At 64.9% G+C, this 16509-nt stretch carries 13 protein-coding genes; 4 read left to right on the top strand and 9 right to left on the bottom strand.

All coding sequences use genetic code 11. The features are described from left to right. Positions 1-34: 34 nt before the first annotated feature. Positions 35-214, bottom strand: a complete 180-nt coding sequence (locus FAZ21_RS09820) for a DUF1328 domain-containing protein (protein WP_136773273.1) — start codon at positions 212-214, stop codon at positions 35-37. Between the two features lie 74 nt (positions 215-288). Continuing rightward, positions 289-927, bottom strand: coding sequence for an HAD hydrolase-like protein (locus FAZ21_RS09815; RefSeq protein WP_136773272.1), 639 nt, complete (start codon positions 925-927; stop codon positions 289-291). Positions 928-1102: 175 nt separating this feature from the next. On the opposite strand from FAZ21_RS09815, the gene dinB reads away from it, so the two are divergent. Beyond that, a complete protein-coding gene (dinB, locus tag FAZ21_RS09810; protein WP_136773271.1) occupies positions 1103-2185 on the top strand; it encodes a DNA polymerase IV in 1083 nt (360 codons plus the stop codon). A gap of 21 nt (positions 2186-2206) precedes the next feature. On the opposite strand, the gene FAZ21_RS09805 is transcribed toward dinB, so the two are convergent. From FAZ21_RS09805 to FAZ21_RS09795, 3 genes are all read right to left on the bottom strand, one after another. Next, positions 2207-3238, bottom strand: a complete 1032-nt coding sequence (locus FAZ21_RS09805; protein ID WP_136773270.1) for an NUDIX domain-containing protein — start codon at positions 3236-3238, stop codon at positions 2207-2209. A gap of 114 nt (positions 3239-3352) precedes the next feature. After that, positions 3353-4153 (bottom strand): cysteine hydrolase family protein, encoded by an 801-nt coding sequence (locus FAZ21_RS09800; protein ID WP_136773269.1) that lies wholly within the window; start codon positions 4151-4153, stop codon positions 3353-3355. 16 nt (positions 4154-4169) lie between these two features. Beyond that, positions 4170-4505, bottom strand: coding sequence for a DUF2185 domain-containing protein (locus FAZ21_RS09795; protein ID WP_136773268.1), 336 nt, complete (start codon positions 4503-4505; stop codon positions 4170-4172). Positions 4506-5066: 561 nt separating this feature from the next. Between FAZ21_RS09795 and FAZ21_RS21160 the strand changes: the two genes are divergently transcribed. Further along, positions 5067-6623, top strand: coding sequence for a carbohydrate-binding protein (locus FAZ21_RS21160; protein WP_169307334.1), 1557 nt, complete (start codon positions 5067-5069; stop codon positions 6621-6623). A 64-nt stretch (positions 6624-6687) separates the two neighbouring features. Here the strand turns inward: FAZ21_RS21160 and FAZ21_RS20270 are convergent, their stop codons facing one another. The 3 genes from FAZ21_RS20270 to FAZ21_RS09780 all read right to left on the bottom strand — a co-directional run bounded on the left by FAZ21_RS20270 (position 6688) and on the right by FAZ21_RS09780 (position 9664). Then, a complete protein-coding gene (locus tag FAZ21_RS20270) occupies positions 6688-6831 on the bottom strand; it encodes a hypothetical protein (protein WP_169307333.1) in 144 nt (47 codons plus the stop codon). Positions 6832-6861: 30 nt separating this feature from the next. Further along, positions 6862-7389 carry a hypothetical protein gene (locus tag FAZ21_RS09785; RefSeq protein ID WP_136773266.1) on the bottom strand — a complete coding sequence of 176 codons (528 nt, stop codon included), beginning with the start codon at positions 7387-7389 and terminating at the stop codon, positions 6862-6864. Between the two features lie 433 nt (positions 7390-7822). Next, positions 7823-9664: a TolC family outer membrane protein gene (locus FAZ21_RS09780; RefSeq protein WP_169307332.1), complete on the bottom strand. Its 1842-nt coding sequence runs from the start codon at positions 9662-9664 to the stop codon at positions 7823-7825. 322 nt (positions 9665-9986) lie between these two features. Between FAZ21_RS09780 and FAZ21_RS09775 the strand changes: the two genes are divergently transcribed. Both FAZ21_RS09775 and FAZ21_RS09770 read left to right on the top strand, forming a co-directional pair. Further along, the gene (locus FAZ21_RS09775) at positions 9987-10559 is read left to right on the top strand and encodes a transglutaminase-like cysteine peptidase (protein WP_136773264.1); all 573 of its coding nucleotides are present in this window, start codon (positions 9987-9989) and stop codon (positions 10557-10559) included. 87 nt (positions 10560-10646) lie between these two features. Continuing rightward, entirely contained in the window at positions 10647-12569 is a 1923-nt protein-coding gene (locus FAZ21_RS09770) for a bifunctional diguanylate cyclase/phosphodiesterase (protein ID WP_136773263.1), read from the top strand. A gap of 349 nt (positions 12570-12918) precedes the next feature. Here FAZ21_RS09770 and FAZ21_RS09765 read toward each other — a convergent pair. Continuing rightward, positions 12919-16509, bottom strand: a 3591-nt coding sequence (locus FAZ21_RS09765; RefSeq protein WP_136773262.1) for a VCBS domain-containing protein, incomplete at its 5' end; no start/stop codon positions are given.

The raw sequence follows: 16509 nt of genomic DNA, 5'->3' as shown, positions 1-16509 counted from the left end.
CTCCGGTGCAAATAAACCGAAAAAAGCCACTTTGTCACGGCTTTGTTACTTTGTTGTAAACGGTGAGACCGAGCACGAGGCACAGCACGAACAGCGCCAGGGCAATAAAGAACAACACCTTGGCCACCGCGGCGGCGCCCGCAGCAATGCCGGTGAACCCGAACAGCCCCGCGATCAGCGAGACGGCAAAAAATACCAGTGCCCATTTCAACATGATTGCATTCCAGCAGTTTGATACCGGAAGCTTAGATTTTTCCGACGAATGCCCGCTGTAGGCGGCACGCGGATTCAACTGTAGGCCACGCCGGTCAACTGCCCCGCCAGATCGGCCGGATCGGCGAAAATCGCATCGGGCGCATCCTTCGCCAGCGCATGGATGCGGGTATATCCCCAGGCGACCGCGCCGAATGCCATGCCTACATCGCGGGCTGCTTCACCATCGCGTATCTCGTCACCAATGCAAATGGCTTCATGGGGGGCCACCCCGCTGTTTTTCAAAATCCTGCGCAATCGGGCGCGCTTTCCAAAGAGGCCGGTGTCGCAATGACAGTATTCCAGCAAGGCCATGTTGCGAGGACCCAGCACCCGGCAGACATTGGTATAGGAATTGGAAGTCACCAGCGCCAGCCGTACGCCGTGCAGGTGCAATTCGCGCAACGCCTGCTCCACGCCCTGGAACAGCACCACATCGGCCTGCCGCGACATCATCCGCTTGAATGCGCGGGCCACCCAGGGCAGTTTCCAGCCGGGCAATGCCAGATGCCGCAGCATCGCCCGCGCATGCAACCCACGTAGCGACTCCACCTCATGATCGGCAATCGGCCGAAAGCGATAACGCGCGGCCAGCGTATTGGTGGCCTGGACGAAGAAGGCAAACGAGTCGGCCAGCGTGCCGTCGAAATCGAAGACGATGAGCTTGTATTTCATGAGTTTGGTCATGGCGGTTGGGCCTGCCCGCCGGTGATGGGGCAGTTGCCGAAGCCATAGCGCATAGTGCGGTTCAGGTCGCGATTGGTTCCCGTTCCGGCCATTCGGGCAAACAATCTTGCAAGCATATAGAACGAACGTACAATAGCGCTATCTCCCCAGTTGCCGTGTCCGCATGAATCCGCCGCGCAAGATCATCCATATCGATTGTGATTGTTTCTACGCCTCGGTCGAGATGCGCGACAACCCGGCGCTGCGCGACGTACCTTTGGCCATCGGTGGCGCGGCCGACCGGCGTGGCGTGATCGCCACCTGCAACTACCCTGCCCGCGCGTTCGGCATCCATTCGGCGATGCCGACCTCGCGCGCATTGCGGCTGTGCCCGTCGCTGGTGCTGCTGCCGCCCGACTTCGAACGCTATCGCGCCGCATCGCGCGCCGTGCATCGCGTGTTTCGCGACTACACGACGCTGATCGAGCCGCTGTCGCTGGACGAGGCCTATCTGGATGTCACCGGTAGCACCACCTGCCACGGCAGCGCCACGCTGATCGCCCGCGAGATCCGCGCCCGCATCGAGGCCGAGGTGGGTATCACCGCCAGCGCCGGTGTCGCCGGCAACAAGCTGATCGCCAAGATCGCCAGCGACTGGCATAAGCCGAACGGCCAGATGGTGGTCACGCCGGACGATGTGGCGGCCTTCATCCGGCCGCTGCCGGTGGGCAAGCTGTGGGGCGTGGGCAAGGTGACAGCGCAACGCCTGCAGCAACTGGGGCTGCATACCTGTGCCGACCTCCAGGCATGGTCGCTCGAAGCCCTGGCAACGCGATTCGGCAAGCTGGGACGCTCGCTTTACCACCAGTGCCGGGGGCAGGACAACCGCCCGGTGGATGGCGACGGTCGCCGCAAGTCACTGTCGGTGGAGCACACCTATCCCCACGATCTGCCGACGCTGGATGACTGCCTGGCCCAGTTGCCACGGCTGCTGGCCGATTTCGAGCAGCGCCTGACCAAGACCGACCCCGACGAGCCGCCGCACAAGGCGTTCGTGAAGATCAAGTATCACGACTTCACGCAGACCACGATGGAGTGCGTCTGCGCCCAGCCCGGCGCAGCCGTGTTCGAGCGCTTGCTGCGCGAGGCGTGGCCGCGTGGAACGCGGCCGGTACGTCTGTTGGGTATCGGCGTGCGCTTCGCCGACGCCCCGCCCCTCACCGACCCCACGCTACCGCTGTGGCAGGGCGACGATCCGGCCGCCTGAGCGGTCGGGAACGGTAGCGTTCTATTCGTCCAGCAATCCGAGAAAGCGATCCAGGATCATGAAGTGATCCTCGCACAGCTCGCTTTCCATCTGCCGGACCTGCGCCAGCGGCACCCATTGCGCGGCAATCGCGTCATCGGCGGCGGCGATTTCCGGCAGGGCCGCCAGCGGCAGCGAAAAGTGGAACGCATGTGTCAAGGTACGACCCCGGATGGAGCGGTCGGGGTGATCGAACAACACCCCGGCGCTACGCACTGCCAGCAGGGTTTCGCGCGGCACGGCCAGCCGTGTTTCCTCGATCAGCTCGCGGACGGCGGCGTCGGCCACGCGCTCGCGCTGATCGAGAAAGCCCCCCGGTATGGCCCAGGTGCCACGTGCCGGGTGGCCGCCGCGCTGGATCAGCAGCACATGGTCGCGGCAGCTCACCACCGCGTCCACGGTCACGAACACCGGCGGATACGGCGCAAGCGCCCACGCGCGGCGATGCGCCGCCAGGTAATCGGCCTCGCTGTGCAGCGCGGCGAACTCGGGGCGCGCCTGGAAGGCATCGAGAAATGCGGCCGTGTCGGGTGGCACCTGCGTCCGCCAGTCATCGTGCCCCGCCAGCCAAGCCTCGCGCAGCGGCGTGGCACTCAGGCCGTTGAAGTTGGCCTGGTGCACCAGCGGCCAGTCGGGAAAATCGCTCAGATAACCCGTGGTGTCGTCCTTGAGGTGGCCGAACAGCCCCACCCGCGCACCCGGCTCGACCACGCCGGCCACCGCGCGACGCACGGCGGCGGCCCAGCGCGCGCCGTCGTAGTAATCGCGCACCGGCACGAAACGCAAATCACGCACACGCTCCGGCGCCACGGCGGCGACGGCGGCCTCGATCATCGCGCGGCGTTCCTCGCCCGTGAACGGATTGCGCACGCTGCGATGCGCGGGGCTGGAACCGATCACCAGCACCAATTGCCGCGCCTGTGCCAGGGCAGCCAGCACCATGCGCAGGTGACTATCGTGAAACGGCTGAAAGCGGCCGATGAAGACCAGGGTGTCGAATGCCTGGGAAGTCATGCCTTTCCTGTGTTCAGTTCAATGCCGGCAACCGCCGGGCGCCAGGTGAATCGGTCTAGGGCGTGTCATCAAGTGTTTTACGACAGCGTTCGGCGCAGTTCGGGATGACACGCCCTAGCACCATGCCGCCGCGCGCGTCAGCTTCATGCCGCGCGCGGTCAGGTCCGCGAGGAAGCGCTCGCCGAGTGCCTCGAAGCCGGGCACCGGGCTGGCGCAATCGCTGAGCAGGACCAGCTTGCCGATCTGCGCCGGCCCCAGCAGGTCCGCCAGGTCGCGCACGGTGGCGGCCACGCAGTGCGACAGGGCCTCGCCCGCCACCAGCAGCGTATCGGCCTCGGCCAGCCGCGCGATCCAGCGCGGGTCGGGCAGCGTGTGCGGGTCGCCCTCGTCCGGCACCTCGGCCTGGATCGCCGAATAGTGTTCGGTCGCTTCGTTCATGCCCTTCTGCACGTAGTTGACCTGCTTTAGCTCGCGCCGCGCCCAGCCGCCCAGTGCGGCAAACAGCCGGGGCTCGACCGAATGCCCCCAGCCGCCGAGCAGGCAATGCTCCGGCCAGACAACCAGTTGATAGCGCCCGCGCGCGGCCAGCGCCCGCACGTAATTCAAGCTCCGCGGCTGCCGCGCCGGATCGCGCGCGCGCCAGACGCCGGTTTCGACATCGGCCACGCTGATGACGGTGAACGGCGGCGGCGCGGCCCCCGCCGCGTCGCACCACCAGCCAGGGTGGGCGATGTCGATCGGATGATGGGTATCGAGCGTGACGTGGATCTGGTCGATGCGGGAGCCCAGGCGTTCGATCAGCGCGGCCACGCGGCCGAGATCGGCGCTGGCGCCGGGAACCGGCAAGGCGGCGCCAGGGATATCGCAGAAGTCGTTCTGCGGGTCGATGATCAGCAGGTGCAGCGTACCGGACATGACGGGTTCCCCTGGCTCAGTCGTCGTCGCTCACGTCGTAGAACACGCCATCGTCGCCTTTGTCGAAAGCGGCGCCGATCGGCGATTCCAGCAGCGGGATGATGGACTGGTCGTAGTTGGCGAGCACGTTCACGTCCAGCAGGCTGAAATGCTTGGGATTGTCGATATAGCGGTCGTCCTCGCTACCGGCGAAGAAGCGCCAGCCGCTGTCTTCGTCGTCTTCAGGCTCTTCGCGCACCATATAGCCGACCGGGTGGCCTTCCATGAGGATGAGATCGGTGGCGACGCACAGGCCGTGGCCGGTGGCGAGCGGGCGGATATCCTGCGGGGCGATCGTGTATTGCTTGGCCATGACGGATACCTCGTTGTGGGATGGGCCACTAGGATACCGCCACCACTGTGACGAACCCAAACGCGTCGCACGCGGGCCGGGGGTGGGGTTCGGCTGCTGTCGGCCGCCGCCGTTTTCGCGGCGCCGCCCGTCTCCCTCGTGACCACTGCCGTCTACATGCCGCCCCGCGCATGCGACCGGCCGAACGCGCCGGCCCCACCCTCCCCGCCCGTGGCATCGCCGGCGTGCCCGGGCAGCCCGATCCAGCCACGACAGGCTGCGAATGCCTGAATTTGCTGGCATTGCAAGCAATGCAGTTTTTACAAAGCGGCGGGTGCCGGATCGCGTGTGCCCAGCGCCTGCCGTCGCTCTCGCCCCGCCAATGCCGGACAGGGTGTTTTCAGGTAGTGGAAGGCAAGCATCCGCTTATTTTACAAGTTGTTAGTCGATTGCTGTAATGCCATCGCCCGGCGCTGGACGCCGGCGACGGGTAGGCGGCCGCTTCGGCGGCCATTGCCCGGGCGGCCCTCGCGAAACAACGCCGCCCCGGCATCCGGACAGACAACAAGGATGGAGTACAGCATGAGCAACAACAGCAAGAAACCGTTCGGCCTCAAGGCCCTTACGGCGGCCATCGTCATGGCATGCGGCGTTTCCAGCGCCACCGAAATCGCCCCGTATTTCGAGATGTGGTACGGCGGCGATACGTCGTATCCCGCGCCGACGCTCGCCAGTGCCCAGCAGCAACTGGGCATGAAGGGCGTGACACTGGCCTTCACCATCGCCAAGAACGGCAGTTGCGACATTTCCAACGACGGCAGCGGCAACAACCTGCTCGACGGCACGATGAAGGACGATATCGCCAACTTCAGCCGCGGCGGGGGCCGCGTGGTCATGTCCTTCGGTGGCGCCGCCGGCACCTACGTGGAGGCCGTGTGTTCGGTGGACCAGATGGTGGCGATGATCGAAGGCATGATCCAGCGCCACAACATCCGCTCCGTGGACTTCGATGTGGAGGGCGGCCAGCTTTCCAATACCGCGCTCAACAACACCCGCAACAGTGCGCTGAAGCAGTTGCAGGCCAAGTATCCGGACCTGTTCGTCTCGTTCACGCTGCCGGTGCTGCCGACCGGGCTGACCAGCCCGGGCGTGGCGGTCGTGCGCTCGGCGGCGCAGGCGGGGGTGCGCGTCGATCTCGTCAACGTCATGGCCATGGACTACGGCAGCAGCATTTCCAATGGCAAGAAGATGGGCGATCTGGCGGTCCAGGCGGCCACGTCGCTGTTCTCGCAGATCAAGCCGATCTTCCCCACCAAGACCGATGCCGAACTGTGGGCCATGATCGGCGTGACGCCGATGATCGGCCAGAACGATATCTCCACCGAAGTGTTCACCCTGGCCGACGCGCAGACGCTGACCGCGTTCGCGCAGCAAAAGGGGCTGGGCCGCATCGCGTGGTGGTCGTTCCAGCGTGACCGCATCGGCTCGGGCAGCTATGGCGAGTACAGCCGCGTCAACACCGCCAACTTCGATTTCTACAACATCTTCAAGGCGGCTGGCAGCGGCGGCACCTCGCCGACCCCGACGCCCACGCCGGTGACCCCGACCCCGACACCGGTCACCCCCACGCCCACCCCGGTCACGCCGACCCCGACGCCGGTCACCCCCACCCCGACACCGGGAAGCTGCTATGGCGCCTGGGCCGAGGGCAGCACCTACAGCGTCGGCGCGCTGGTGACCTACAACGGGCGCAACTATCAGGCGCAGGTCAGCCATACCGCCTATGCCGGCACCAACTGGAACCCGGCCGCCAGCCCCACCCTGTGGAAGGACGTGGGCGCATGCAGCGGTACCGTGCCGACACCGACGCCCGTGACCCCCACGCCGACTCCGGTCACGCCGACTCCGACGCCGGTCACCCCGACGCCCACACCGGTGACACCGACCCCGACACCGGTGACCCCGACGCCGGCCGGCACATGCGCCGCGGCCTGGAATACCAGCAGCGTCTACGCGGCCGCCAATACCAAGGTGAGCTACAACGGCCACAACTATCAGAACAAGTGGTGGACCCAGGGCGACAATCCCGCGCAATCGGGCGAGTGGGGCGTCTGGAAGGATCTGGGTAGCTGCAACTGAGCGGTTGCAAGGCCGGCCGCTCCAGCTGGCCTGTAGTGGAAGCCCCCCGTCAACGGGGGCTTTTTCATGCGCCGGATTGGCCCGGTGGCTGCTGTCCCAGCCAGCGATAGCCGAGATGGCAGACACTGCTGCCCAGCAGCCCCGGCGTGATCAGGCCCAGGAAGGGAATCAGCATCACCACGCCCAGCGCCAGCCCCAGCAACAGCATCTGGGGCCGCCGGGTGCGGATGAACTGCCGTTACAGGGCCTCGGAGGCCACGCCGTCGAAGGCATCGTTGACCAGCCCGCGCACGTTGAGATAAGCGTTGAGCGCGATCATCAGCAAGCCACCCACCACGGGAATGCACAGGCAGATCAGGCTGCCGATCACCAGCGTGGACACATTGCCGACCAGATCCCGCAGATCGACGCGCCATGGCCTCTGCACCCTGTCGGACAGCGCCGGATACCGCCGCAGCACATGCCGCTGCACGGCGCCCATCAACACCAGCTCCAGCATCAACCGCGCCAGCAGCATCAGGCCCAGCAAGAAGGCGGCCCCCATCAGGCCGTAGCCCAGCAGCGCCTCGGCGCCCTGTATCCAGTGCGCCAGCCAGCCCTGGGGATCGGGAGACCAGCCGAAGTATCCCGGCAGCCCCAGGATCATGAACCGGGCAAGCCGCTGCATGCCGTTGGAAAGGGGCGTCCAGGCCAGCAGGTAGATCGACAGCATCGCCAGCAATGCCAGCAGCCACGCGCCGAGCGACACTAGGGCGTGTCGCCACATGTTTCGCGGCAGCGCTGGGCCGAAAAAGCACCAGGCATCAGGCGCGCGACGCAGCCAATAACCGGTTATTGGCAAGGCGTGCAACGCAGTGGATGGTGTTTTTTCGGCCCAGCCCTGCGGGTTCGGTGCATTTCGGGCGCCGCGCGGCGTCGCTGGCCGCTTGCGGTATCCATACCGCCGCGCGCCCAGCTCCTGGCGCGGCATCCCGAACTGCACCGAACGCTGTCGTGAAACATGTGACGACACGCCCTAGCAGCAGGCGGGGATGCAGGCTGTCGCGCAGCCCCAGCGCCACGCAGCGCAACGTTTCGCCCACGGTGGCGGGCGACAGGGATTCCGGCGCAGCCGGCACAGCGTTCTGGGTTGCGGTCATGAACACAGGAAGGATAAGAAGAAAGCGCATGCCGGCCGGGCGGCCGGCATGCGCAGTGGATTATGCCCGCATGACGCGTTCGCGGACGATCTTCCACTGATCCTTTTCCGGCATCAGCACCAGGGTCTTGGTCACCCTGTCGCGATAGCTGCCGGTTTCATAGGCCTGGACGAACTTCACCTCGGCGGCATTGGCCGATTTCTTGGTCACCGTGAAGCCGTGGATCTCGACCCGGATATTGGTCGGCACGGCCAGCCGTGCGATCCGGTCGGCCTCCCACGTGTCGCGGCTGACGGCGCCCTCGGGCTTGAAGCTGCTGCCGTAATACGCCAGATAGCGCTTCACGTCCTTGGAGGCCCAGGCCGACGCCCAGTTGAACACCTGCATCTGCAACGTCTCATCGCTGACGGTGGGACGTATCGCACTGGCCTCGGCAATCATCGCCGGCGGTTGATCCAGCACGGTGGTATCCAGCTTGGCGACCGTCACCGCGGGCGGAGCCTTGTCCGCGGCGCTGGCCATGGGCTTGCCGGCATCGCTGCTGCTGGGCGGCAGGACGGTGTTGCACCGAACCTGTTCATCCTCCAGCTCGCTGCCCGCCAGCCCGCTCTGATCGGTTTCGGCCTCCAGCGGCGCCAGCTTCAGCGCGGCCAGCAACTGGTGGGTCTGCGCCAGCACCCGGGCCTCGGCGATCTTGCGATCGACCCGGCCCGATACCAGCGAGCGCGCCGCATCGAACAGTTCGTTTTCGGTATCGAGCACATCCAGCAAGGTGCGCTGGCCGATTTCGAACTGTTGCCGGTAGGCGTCGCGCGCCTTGCGCGTGGAAAGCTCGTGCTGTTCGAGGTAGGTGATCTGCTCGCCCAGTCGCTGGACGTTGTTCCAGGCGATCTGCGTGGTCTGCCGGATATCGCGACAGGCCTTGTCGCGCAGCTCGAACGCACCGTTCAGGTCTTCCAGCGCACGCCTTTCGCGGGCGCGGTCGCTCCCCCCCTTGAACAGGTTGTAGTTGAGCATCAGCATCAGCCGGCCGGTCCGGTAGCTACCGTCCACGCCATCCTGGTTGCGCTCGTAGCCCTGGCTGGCCCGCACGTCCACCGTCGGCCAGTAGGCCGCCCGCGCCACACCCTGCCCCGCCCGCGCCGAACGGATATTGGAAATGGCGGCGAGGAAGGAAGGGTTGTTCTTGATGGCCTGAGGCAATACGGTATCGCCGCCCGGCAGCAACGCGGCAAGATCGGGAGGCGCATCGAGATCCACCGGCTCCTCGCCGACCAGGCGCGTATAACGCGCGGAAACGTCATAGAGATTGGAACGTTCGGTCAGGAGGTTGGATTCGGCCAGCGCCAGACGGCCCGCGGCCTGCTCCAGGTCCACCCGTCGCCCGACGCCGGCCTGGGTGCGCTGTTCGATCAGCTTGAAGATATCCTTGTGCGTGTTGTGATTGGCTTCGGCCAGCTTTACCAGTTCGCGATAGCGCAGGACGTCGTAATAAGCCTGAACCGTATCCATGGCATAACTATCGCTGGTCGATAGCAATTCGTAATACCGGGTGAGTTTGGCGTAGTTGAGGCGGCGTACTTCATCGCGCGTGGCGAAACCGTCAAACAGCATTTGGCGTAATTCGATGCCTGCGGTAGGGTTGGAATAACTTCGGCTATCGACATTGGGATCATCGCGCCAGGCCTTGCCTACCGCGCCCTGGACATCGATACGTGGATAATAGCCGCCACGTGCGATATCCACGTCTTCGCCGGAGGCACGAAAATCGTACCAGCGGGCTTTGACGTCAGGATTACGCAGGACCGCCTTTTCCACAGCGTCGGCGAGGGTTTCGCCGTAGGCCTGGGAGGTGATCGCGAACACGACCCCCGCCAGCAACGTGGATTTCTTGAGGTTCATTTTGCTATCTCCAAATCCGAGGCCTGGCGTTGAGCCCAATCGGCGAGGCCTGCACATTGGAACGTCTTTTTTTGACGATTCTTTTAAATTTTTACGCAAGGTCAGTCTATCACATACCTTTTGGTAATCACCCGCCATTCAGCCTGTACAGCGCATGGACATTACCTCTACATTTGACGATGATTAAACTTGTTCATATGGCTGCGACCCCGTGCGCTCCTTAAACAAACCACTCTGGCGGCGCCTTACTTCATTTACGAGTTTTTTTCTTACGGCCATCCTTTTGAGCTGGCCAGTCTTTTCTGAAATCAACGTCGAACGAATGGAGCAAACGCTGAAAACCCGCTTTGGCCAGAAGCCATTGCAGGTATTCCAGGCATGGCGTCAGACCGTGGCTGGCGCGCGCGGCCTGTCCGACAGCGCGCGCATGGAGGCCATCAACAATTTCTTCAATCGCAACATGGCCTTCGTAGATGACCAGATCCTGTGGGGCGAGGTCGATTACTGGGCCACCCCGCTGGAGTCGATCGGCAAGGGCGGCGGCGATTGCGAGGATTTCGCCATCGCCAAGTACTTCAGCCTGCTCGAGGCGGGCGTGGACAACGCCAAGCTACGGCTCACCTATGTGAAGGCGCGCATCGGCGGGCCGGAAAGCTCGGTCACGCAGGCGCACATGGTGCTCACCTATTACGCCACGCCGCAGGCAGAGCCGCTGGTGCTGGACAACCTGATCGGCGAGATTCGCCCCGCCTCGCGCCGCCCCGACCTGATCCCGGTCTTCAGCTTCAACCGCGACGGGGTCTACGTTCCCGGCGCCACCACCGCGTCGGTGGACCGGCTGTCGCGCTGGAAGAACCTGCTGCAACGCATGCAGCAACAAGGCTATTACCCATGAGCGCGCCAGCCCTGCGCCACGGCGCGCCCACCGGCGGGACTGCGTATCGCGCCCGCCCCGATTCCACAGAAAACAAGGCATAGCATCATGTCCCTGTTACGACAACTCTGGATCATGGTCATCACCATCACCCTGCTCGCCTTCGCCGGCAGCTTTGCGGTGAGCATGCTGACCGCCCGCAACTATCTGGAGCAGCAGCTTTACGTCCAGAGCGCCGACAACGCCGCCGCGCTGGCGCTGTCGATGTCCCAGCAGAGCAAGGACGACGCCACCGCCCAGCTCATGGTGACCGCGCTGTTCGACAGCGGGCACTTCGAGCTGGTGCGGTACACCGACGTGGCCGGCCGCGTGGTGGTGGAGCGCGCGAATCACGCGATGCCGGAAGGCGTGCCGGTCTGGTTCATGCGGCTGTTCCCCATCCATGTCGGCGCGGGCCAGGCCGAGGTGAGCGATGGCTGGCACCAGGCCGGTCGCGTCACGGTGCTGGCGCATTCGCGTTATGCCTACCTTTCGCTGTGGGCCGGCGCGTTCCGGCTGCTGATCTGGATTCTCGCAGCCGGGCTGCTGGCCGGCATCGTGATGCAGTTGCTGTTCCGCTGGGTGCGTCGTCCCATCGTGCAGATGGTGGATCAAGCCGAGGCCATCAGCGAACGGCGTTTCATCACCATTACCGAGCCGCGCGTGATCGAGCTGCGCCAGGTGGTGCGCGCCATGAACACCATGGTGGCGCGGGTCAAGACCATGTTCGCGGAGCAGGCCGCGCGGATCGAAGCCCTGCGTAGCGAAGCCAACCGCGATCCGCTGACCCAACTGGCCAACCGCAATTTCTTCATGGGCCGGCTGGCGCAGGCGCTGGAGAATGAAGAATTCGCGCCCAGTGGCTGCCTGCTGCTGCTGCGCATTCGCGATCTGGCAGGCATCAACCGGCGCCTCGGGCGCGAACGGGCCGACCAGTTCCTGCAGTTCGTCGCAGGCAAGCTGGCCTCCCTCAGCGCGGACCGGCACGACTGGCTGCTCGCCCGGCTGAACGGCGCCGATTTCGGCTTGCTGGCACCCGGCCTGTCCGCCGATGAGGCACCCGCCTTTGCGCGGGAACTGCTGGAGAACCTGGCCGAACTGCGACGCATCGAAATCACGGACGAAAGCGATCTGGGCACCTTCGGCATCGCCGCCTATCGCCACGGCGACGCGTTGAGCACCGTGTTGACCCGCGCCGACCAGGCGCTTGCCCAGGCCGAGGAAACCTCGAATGCGGTAGTCCTGCTCAGCGACAGCGATACGCAGGCCACGCTGGTGGCGCACGACTGGCACACGCTGCTGACCGGCGCGCTGACCGGCGAAGATTTCCTGGTGGCGTCCTTTCCGGTGCTGGACCGGAACGACCGCCTGTTGCACCGGGAGTTGATGCTGCGGCTGTGCCAGCCGGACGGCCGCCTGCTGACCGCCGGGGCCTTCATGCCGCACGCCAGCCGCCTGGGCCTGATGCCGGTGCTCGACCTGGAAACGGTACGGCTGGGGCTGGTCGAGCTGGGACGGGTCAGCTATCCGCTGGCGATCAACCTGTCGTCCACCTCGATCGCCGACAGCGGCTTTGTCGATCGCCTGGTATCGCTGCTACGGCAGCATCGCGATCAGGCCGGACGGTTATGGTTCGAGGTGAACGAGTTCGGCTTTCGCGACGAGCTACGCGCGCTCGCCGCCTTCGGCGAACGGGTGCGCCCCTATGGCTGCAAGATCGGCATCGAACACTTCGGTCGCCATTTCGGCAGCATTCCGCAGCTTTACGATCTGCAACTGGATTACCTGAAGATCGACGGCAGTTTCATCCAGGGGATCGACGAGCATCCGGGCAACCAGCAGTTGATAAAGGCCATCGTCGGCATCGCGGAAGGCAACGACATGCTGACCATCGCCGAGGGTGTCCACGACGATGGGGAATGGCTGGTGCTGGCGGAGCTGGGCGTGCAGGGCTGGACCGGGCCGGCGGCGACCGGGCGTTTGCAGGGCTAGGACGTATCATCAAATGTATCGCGGCAGCGCTGGGCCGAAAACGCACCAGGCACCAGCCGTGCGACGCAGGCAATGACCGGTTGTTGGCAAGGAGTGTGCCACGTAGTGGAGGGGGGGTCGGCCCAGCCCTACGGGTTCGGTGCATTTCGGACGCAGTGCGGTGTCGCCGGCCCGCTTACGATGTTCGTACCGCGACGCGTCCAGCTCTTTGCGCCGTATCCCGAACCGCACCGAATGCTGTCGCGAAATATCTGAGGACACGCCCCAGGCCGGACCGCCCCGGGCCACCCGGTCGGGTCAAAAAAACGGCGCTCCGGGGAGCGCCGTTTTTCAGTGGACACGCTGATCGTCAATCGGTGATCAGCTTGCCCTTGGCGAGCAGGTCCTGGATGACCGCCGCATTGGTGGCATCGGTGGCGCCGAGGTCCACGTTCTGCAACACGATGGTCTGATCCTCGGCCGCGAGGTTGTAGCCGCCCGAGAAGCCGCCATCATGGCTGATGTGGATGACCGTGCTGCTCCCGCCTCCGCCGGTGTTGGGCACCGTTTCCAGATGCAGGTAGTTGGTCAGGTTGCCGACATCGCCACCAGTGTGCAGCTCCCCTTGCAGCAGGTCACGCAGGTCGAGCTTGTCGTTGTCGCCATCGGCGAGGCTCATGTTGAAATCCATCACCACGTCGGTTGCGCCATGCACTGCGTTGACCGAACCCGGCAGGTTGAGCCCGTTGTTGCCGCCGAGCGCGGTGGCACCGGGGGTGGCCGACTGGTCGCCCAGCGTCCACTTGAAGACGTCGTTGCCCAGGTCGCCGCGCAGCGCATCGCTGCCCGGACCGCCGATCAGCACGTCGTTGCCGGCCCCGCCACGCAGGCCGTCGGACTGCGCCCCGCCATACAGCACGTCGTCCCCGGTCCCCCCATAGAGCAGGTCGGTTCCGCCACCACCGAAGATGATGTCGTTGCCACTGCCGCCGTGTGCCAGGTCGGCCACCGGCTGCGAGGTCTGCGCCAGCGCGCTGAGCGTGCCGTCACTGTTGGTCATCTGCGCTTCCGGCGTGGTCATCAGTCCGTCATTGAGCACGAACTGCAGGCCGAGATCCTCGTTGACCGTGCCACCCGCGCCACCGCTGTCGCCCATGTAGATGACGTCGTTGCCGGCGCCACCTTCCACGTAGTCGTTGCCCCCGCGGGCATCGAACACCTGATCGATGCCGTTGGTGTTGATGACGACGGGGCCTTGTGCACCATGTGGCACACCGCCGCCATCGACGTAGGCGCCATACTGGCCGATCACCGTATTGCCGGCGCCGGATTCGCCGCCCGCCACGGTGATCTGGTCATTGCCATCGCGCCCGAGGATCACCGACGGGTTGTCCAGCACCTGGATGGTCAGGCTGTCGTGGACGGTGTGTTGGCCGTCGCTGACCGCGTAGCCGAAGCTGCCCGCCGCCTGGTCGCCGGTGAGGTCCCTGGGGCTGATGTATTGCAGCGAGGTCAGTTGATCGATGCTCAGCGTATCGCCCACCTGAACCGCCGTACCACCCGCGGTGAGCACCTGGCCGATGGTGGGCAGCGTGGTCACCGTGATCGCCAGCGGATCACCGTTCGGATCGGTCGGGATATCGATCAGCAGGTGTGCCGGCACGCCTTCGGTCGCAGTCAGCGCGTGGCTGCCCGTCACCGGCGGCTGGTTGCCCGCCAGCACCGTCACATCGATATGGTTGGTCGTGGTGGCCGTATCGCCATTGGATATCTCGGTCGATGTAGCCGAAACCCCGATCTCCAGTTCGCCGACAAAGCCCGCCGGCGGCTTCAGCATCAGGTCCGACAGGTTCCAGTTGGTCACATCCACCGTGGTCGCACCCGCCGTGGCGGTAAAGGTATGCGTGCCATCGGTGATCTGCGCGCCCACCGGAATGCCGGTGAGGGATACCTTCAGCGTTTCCGAGCCATCGGTGTCCTGCAACTGGGCCGATATCTTGCTCAGGCGGATCCATTCATCCTGCAAGCCGATGTTGTCGTCCACCTTGCCCAGCGAGATGGCATCCAGCACGCCACCGTAGCTGTCGCTGTTGCCCGCGCGGAACTCCAGCCGGGCCGTACCGTCCTGCGTAGCCACCAGGTTCAGCGTGAAGTGCTGGAATCCCGGGGTGTCGCTGTTCAGTACCTTGATCAATTGGCCTTCCCAGTACACGTTGATCAGCGAGCTGGACTGCATCCGCGAAGAGTAGTCGAATGCCAGTTCGTACACTTCACCCACCCGCACCTGAAGATCGGTGTACAGGTTGGCCGCGTCACCGGCATTGCGTTCCAGCTCGATCACCTTATTGGTGCTGGCCGCACCGCCAAGGTAGATGTGCTGGTAGCCCACTTCCAGCTCGCCGCCCGGGTTGTCGGTCTGCCAGGTGGCGGTCCCGAACGAGATCATGTCGCTGGCTTTGACGCTTGGCGTCCATCCCGAGTTGTCCGGCACCACGATGTCCTGGAAGTCGGTGATGTGCGCGGTGGAGGTACTGGCTTCCAGCGAAAGTTGCGGGGCGTCCGCCACGGCGGTGATGTCGATACGCATCGTGCCGACGTTACTGGTCAGCTCCCCGTCGCTCACGGTGTAGGTGAAGCGTGCGTAGTCGGCCTGCTTGTTGCCGACGCCCGTGCCACCGTAGTCGTCCGAGCCCGATTCGTTCAAGGCCGGCAGGAAGCGCAGGATGCCCGCATCGATATCCGCCTTGGTGAACTGCTGGCCAACGCTGACCGACTGCCAGTTGCCGCCGCCATCCTTGTATTGCAGCAGGCCATCGACCGGCAGGCTGCCGATGTTGATCGACAGCCCGCTGGCCGGGGTATCGATGTCGCTGGCGTTGAAGTCACCCCAATGCAGGATCAGCGGGGTGTCCTCGATGCCGGTGACCATGCCGCCGGTGGTGGTCGGTGCATCATTGACCGGGATCACGTTGATGTTGACGGTCGCCGTGCTGGTGCCTCCCTGGCCGTCACTCACCGTGTAGGTAAACGACGCGGGCCCGTTGTAGTCCGGATCGGGCGTGAAGATCACATTGCCGCCCACCAGCGTCACCGTGCCGTGCGTGGGGTCCTGCACCGAGATGACCGTCAGCGGGTCGCCATCCGGGTCGGTGTCGTTGATCAACAGTGTCCCCACCGCGATGGTCAGCGGCGTATCTTCCAAGGTCTGCGCGTTATCGTCGCGAGCGGTCGGGTCGTCGTTGGTGCCGACCACGGTCACCGTGATGGTATGGACGGTGCCGTCCGCGCTGGTGACATTGATCGGGCGAATGATGGTCTCGCCCTCCTTCAGGCCTTGCACCGCCGGATCGGCGTTGTTCAGGGTGTAGGTCCAGTTGCCGGCCGCGTCGATGGTCAGCGAGCCGTACACGCCATCCTGGATGGTGCCGGCGTTGAATACCGCCTGCCCCGCGTCCGGGTCGGTCACGTCCAGCTTGCCGCCCACGGTCAGGATGACGTCTTCCTTCACCAGCCCCGCATCCGCGCCCGGGGTGTGCGGCACGATGATCGCGCCGTCATCCAGGCCCAGCACGTTGATGGTCACGGTGGTGGTGCCACCGTCATCCAGCGTGACGGTAAAGGTTTCGGTCTCGGTCTGGCCGGTGATCAGCGCCTGCACCACCGGGTCCGCGTTGTTCAGCGTGTAGGTCCAGTGGCCGTTGGCATCAATGCTCAGCGAGCCATAGGTGCCGTTCTGCGTGGTCGGCACGAAGGTCGCCACGCCAGTTGCAACCAGCGTGCCATCCGCCGTCAGCGTCGTGTCTTCCTGCACCGTGCCGGTGCCGGTGGTTGCCGTTTCGTTGGTACCGGCAATGGTCACGGTGATGACGTGGGTGGTGCCGTCGGCGCTGGTCACGGTGATCGGCCGCACCAGGCTTTCGCCTTCCTTGAGCACCTGCACCGCCGGATCGGCGTTGTTCAG

Source organism: Chitiniphilus eburneus (assembly GCF_005048205.1).
Taxonomy (GTDB): domain Bacteria; phylum Pseudomonadota; class Gammaproteobacteria; order Burkholderiales; family Chitinibacteraceae; genus Chitiniphilus; species Chitiniphilus eburneus.
This window is presented reverse-complemented; position numbering and strand designations above follow the sequence as displayed.

What these genes read in the sequence shown, in the direction of transcription:
- dinB (WP_136773271.1), top strand. Translation starts at nt 1,103, where the DNA reads ATGAATCCGCCGCGCAAGATCATCCATATCGATTGTGATTGTTTCTAC.
- FAZ21_RS09805 (WP_136773270.1), bottom strand. Translation starts at nt 3,238, where the DNA reads ATGACTTCCCAGGCATTCGACACCCTGGTCTTCATCGGCCGCTTTCAG.
- FAZ21_RS09815 (WP_136773272.1), bottom strand. Translation starts at nt 927, where the DNA reads ATGAAATACAAGCTCATCGTCTTCGATTTCGACGGCACGCTGGCCGAC.
- FAZ21_RS09770 (WP_136773263.1), top strand. Translation starts at nt 10,647, where the DNA reads ATGTCCCTGTTACGACAACTCTGGATCATGGTCATCACCATCACCCTG.
- FAZ21_RS20270 (WP_169307333.1), bottom strand. Translation starts at nt 6,831, where the DNA reads ATGCTGTTGCTGGGGCTGGCGCTGGGCGTGGTGATGCTGATTCCCTTC.
- FAZ21_RS21160 (WP_169307334.1), top strand. Translation starts at nt 5,067, where the DNA reads ATGAGCAACAACAGCAAGAAACCGTTCGGCCTCAAGGCCCTTACGGCG.
- FAZ21_RS09785 (WP_136773266.1), bottom strand. Translation starts at nt 7,389, where the DNA reads ATGTGGCGACACGCCCTAGTGTCGCTCGGCGCGTGGCTGCTGGCATTG.
- FAZ21_RS09775 (WP_136773264.1), top strand. Translation starts at nt 9,987, where the DNA reads ATGGAGCAAACGCTGAAAACCCGCTTTGGCCAGAAGCCATTGCAGGTA.
- FAZ21_RS09820 (WP_136773273.1), bottom strand. Translation starts at nt 214, where the DNA reads ATGTTGAAATGGGCACTGGTATTTTTTGCCGTCTCGCTGATCGCGGGG.
- FAZ21_RS09800 (WP_136773269.1), bottom strand. Translation starts at nt 4,153, where the DNA reads ATGTCCGGTACGCTGCACCTGCTGATCATCGACCCGCAGAACGACTTC.
- FAZ21_RS09780 (WP_169307332.1), bottom strand. Translation starts at nt 9,664, where the DNA reads ATGAACCTCAAGAAATCCACGTTGCTGGCGGGGGTCGTGTTCGCGATC.
- FAZ21_RS09795 (WP_136773268.1), bottom strand. Translation starts at nt 4,505, where the DNA reads ATGGCCAAGCAATACACGATCGCCCCGCAGGATATCCGCCCGCTCGCC.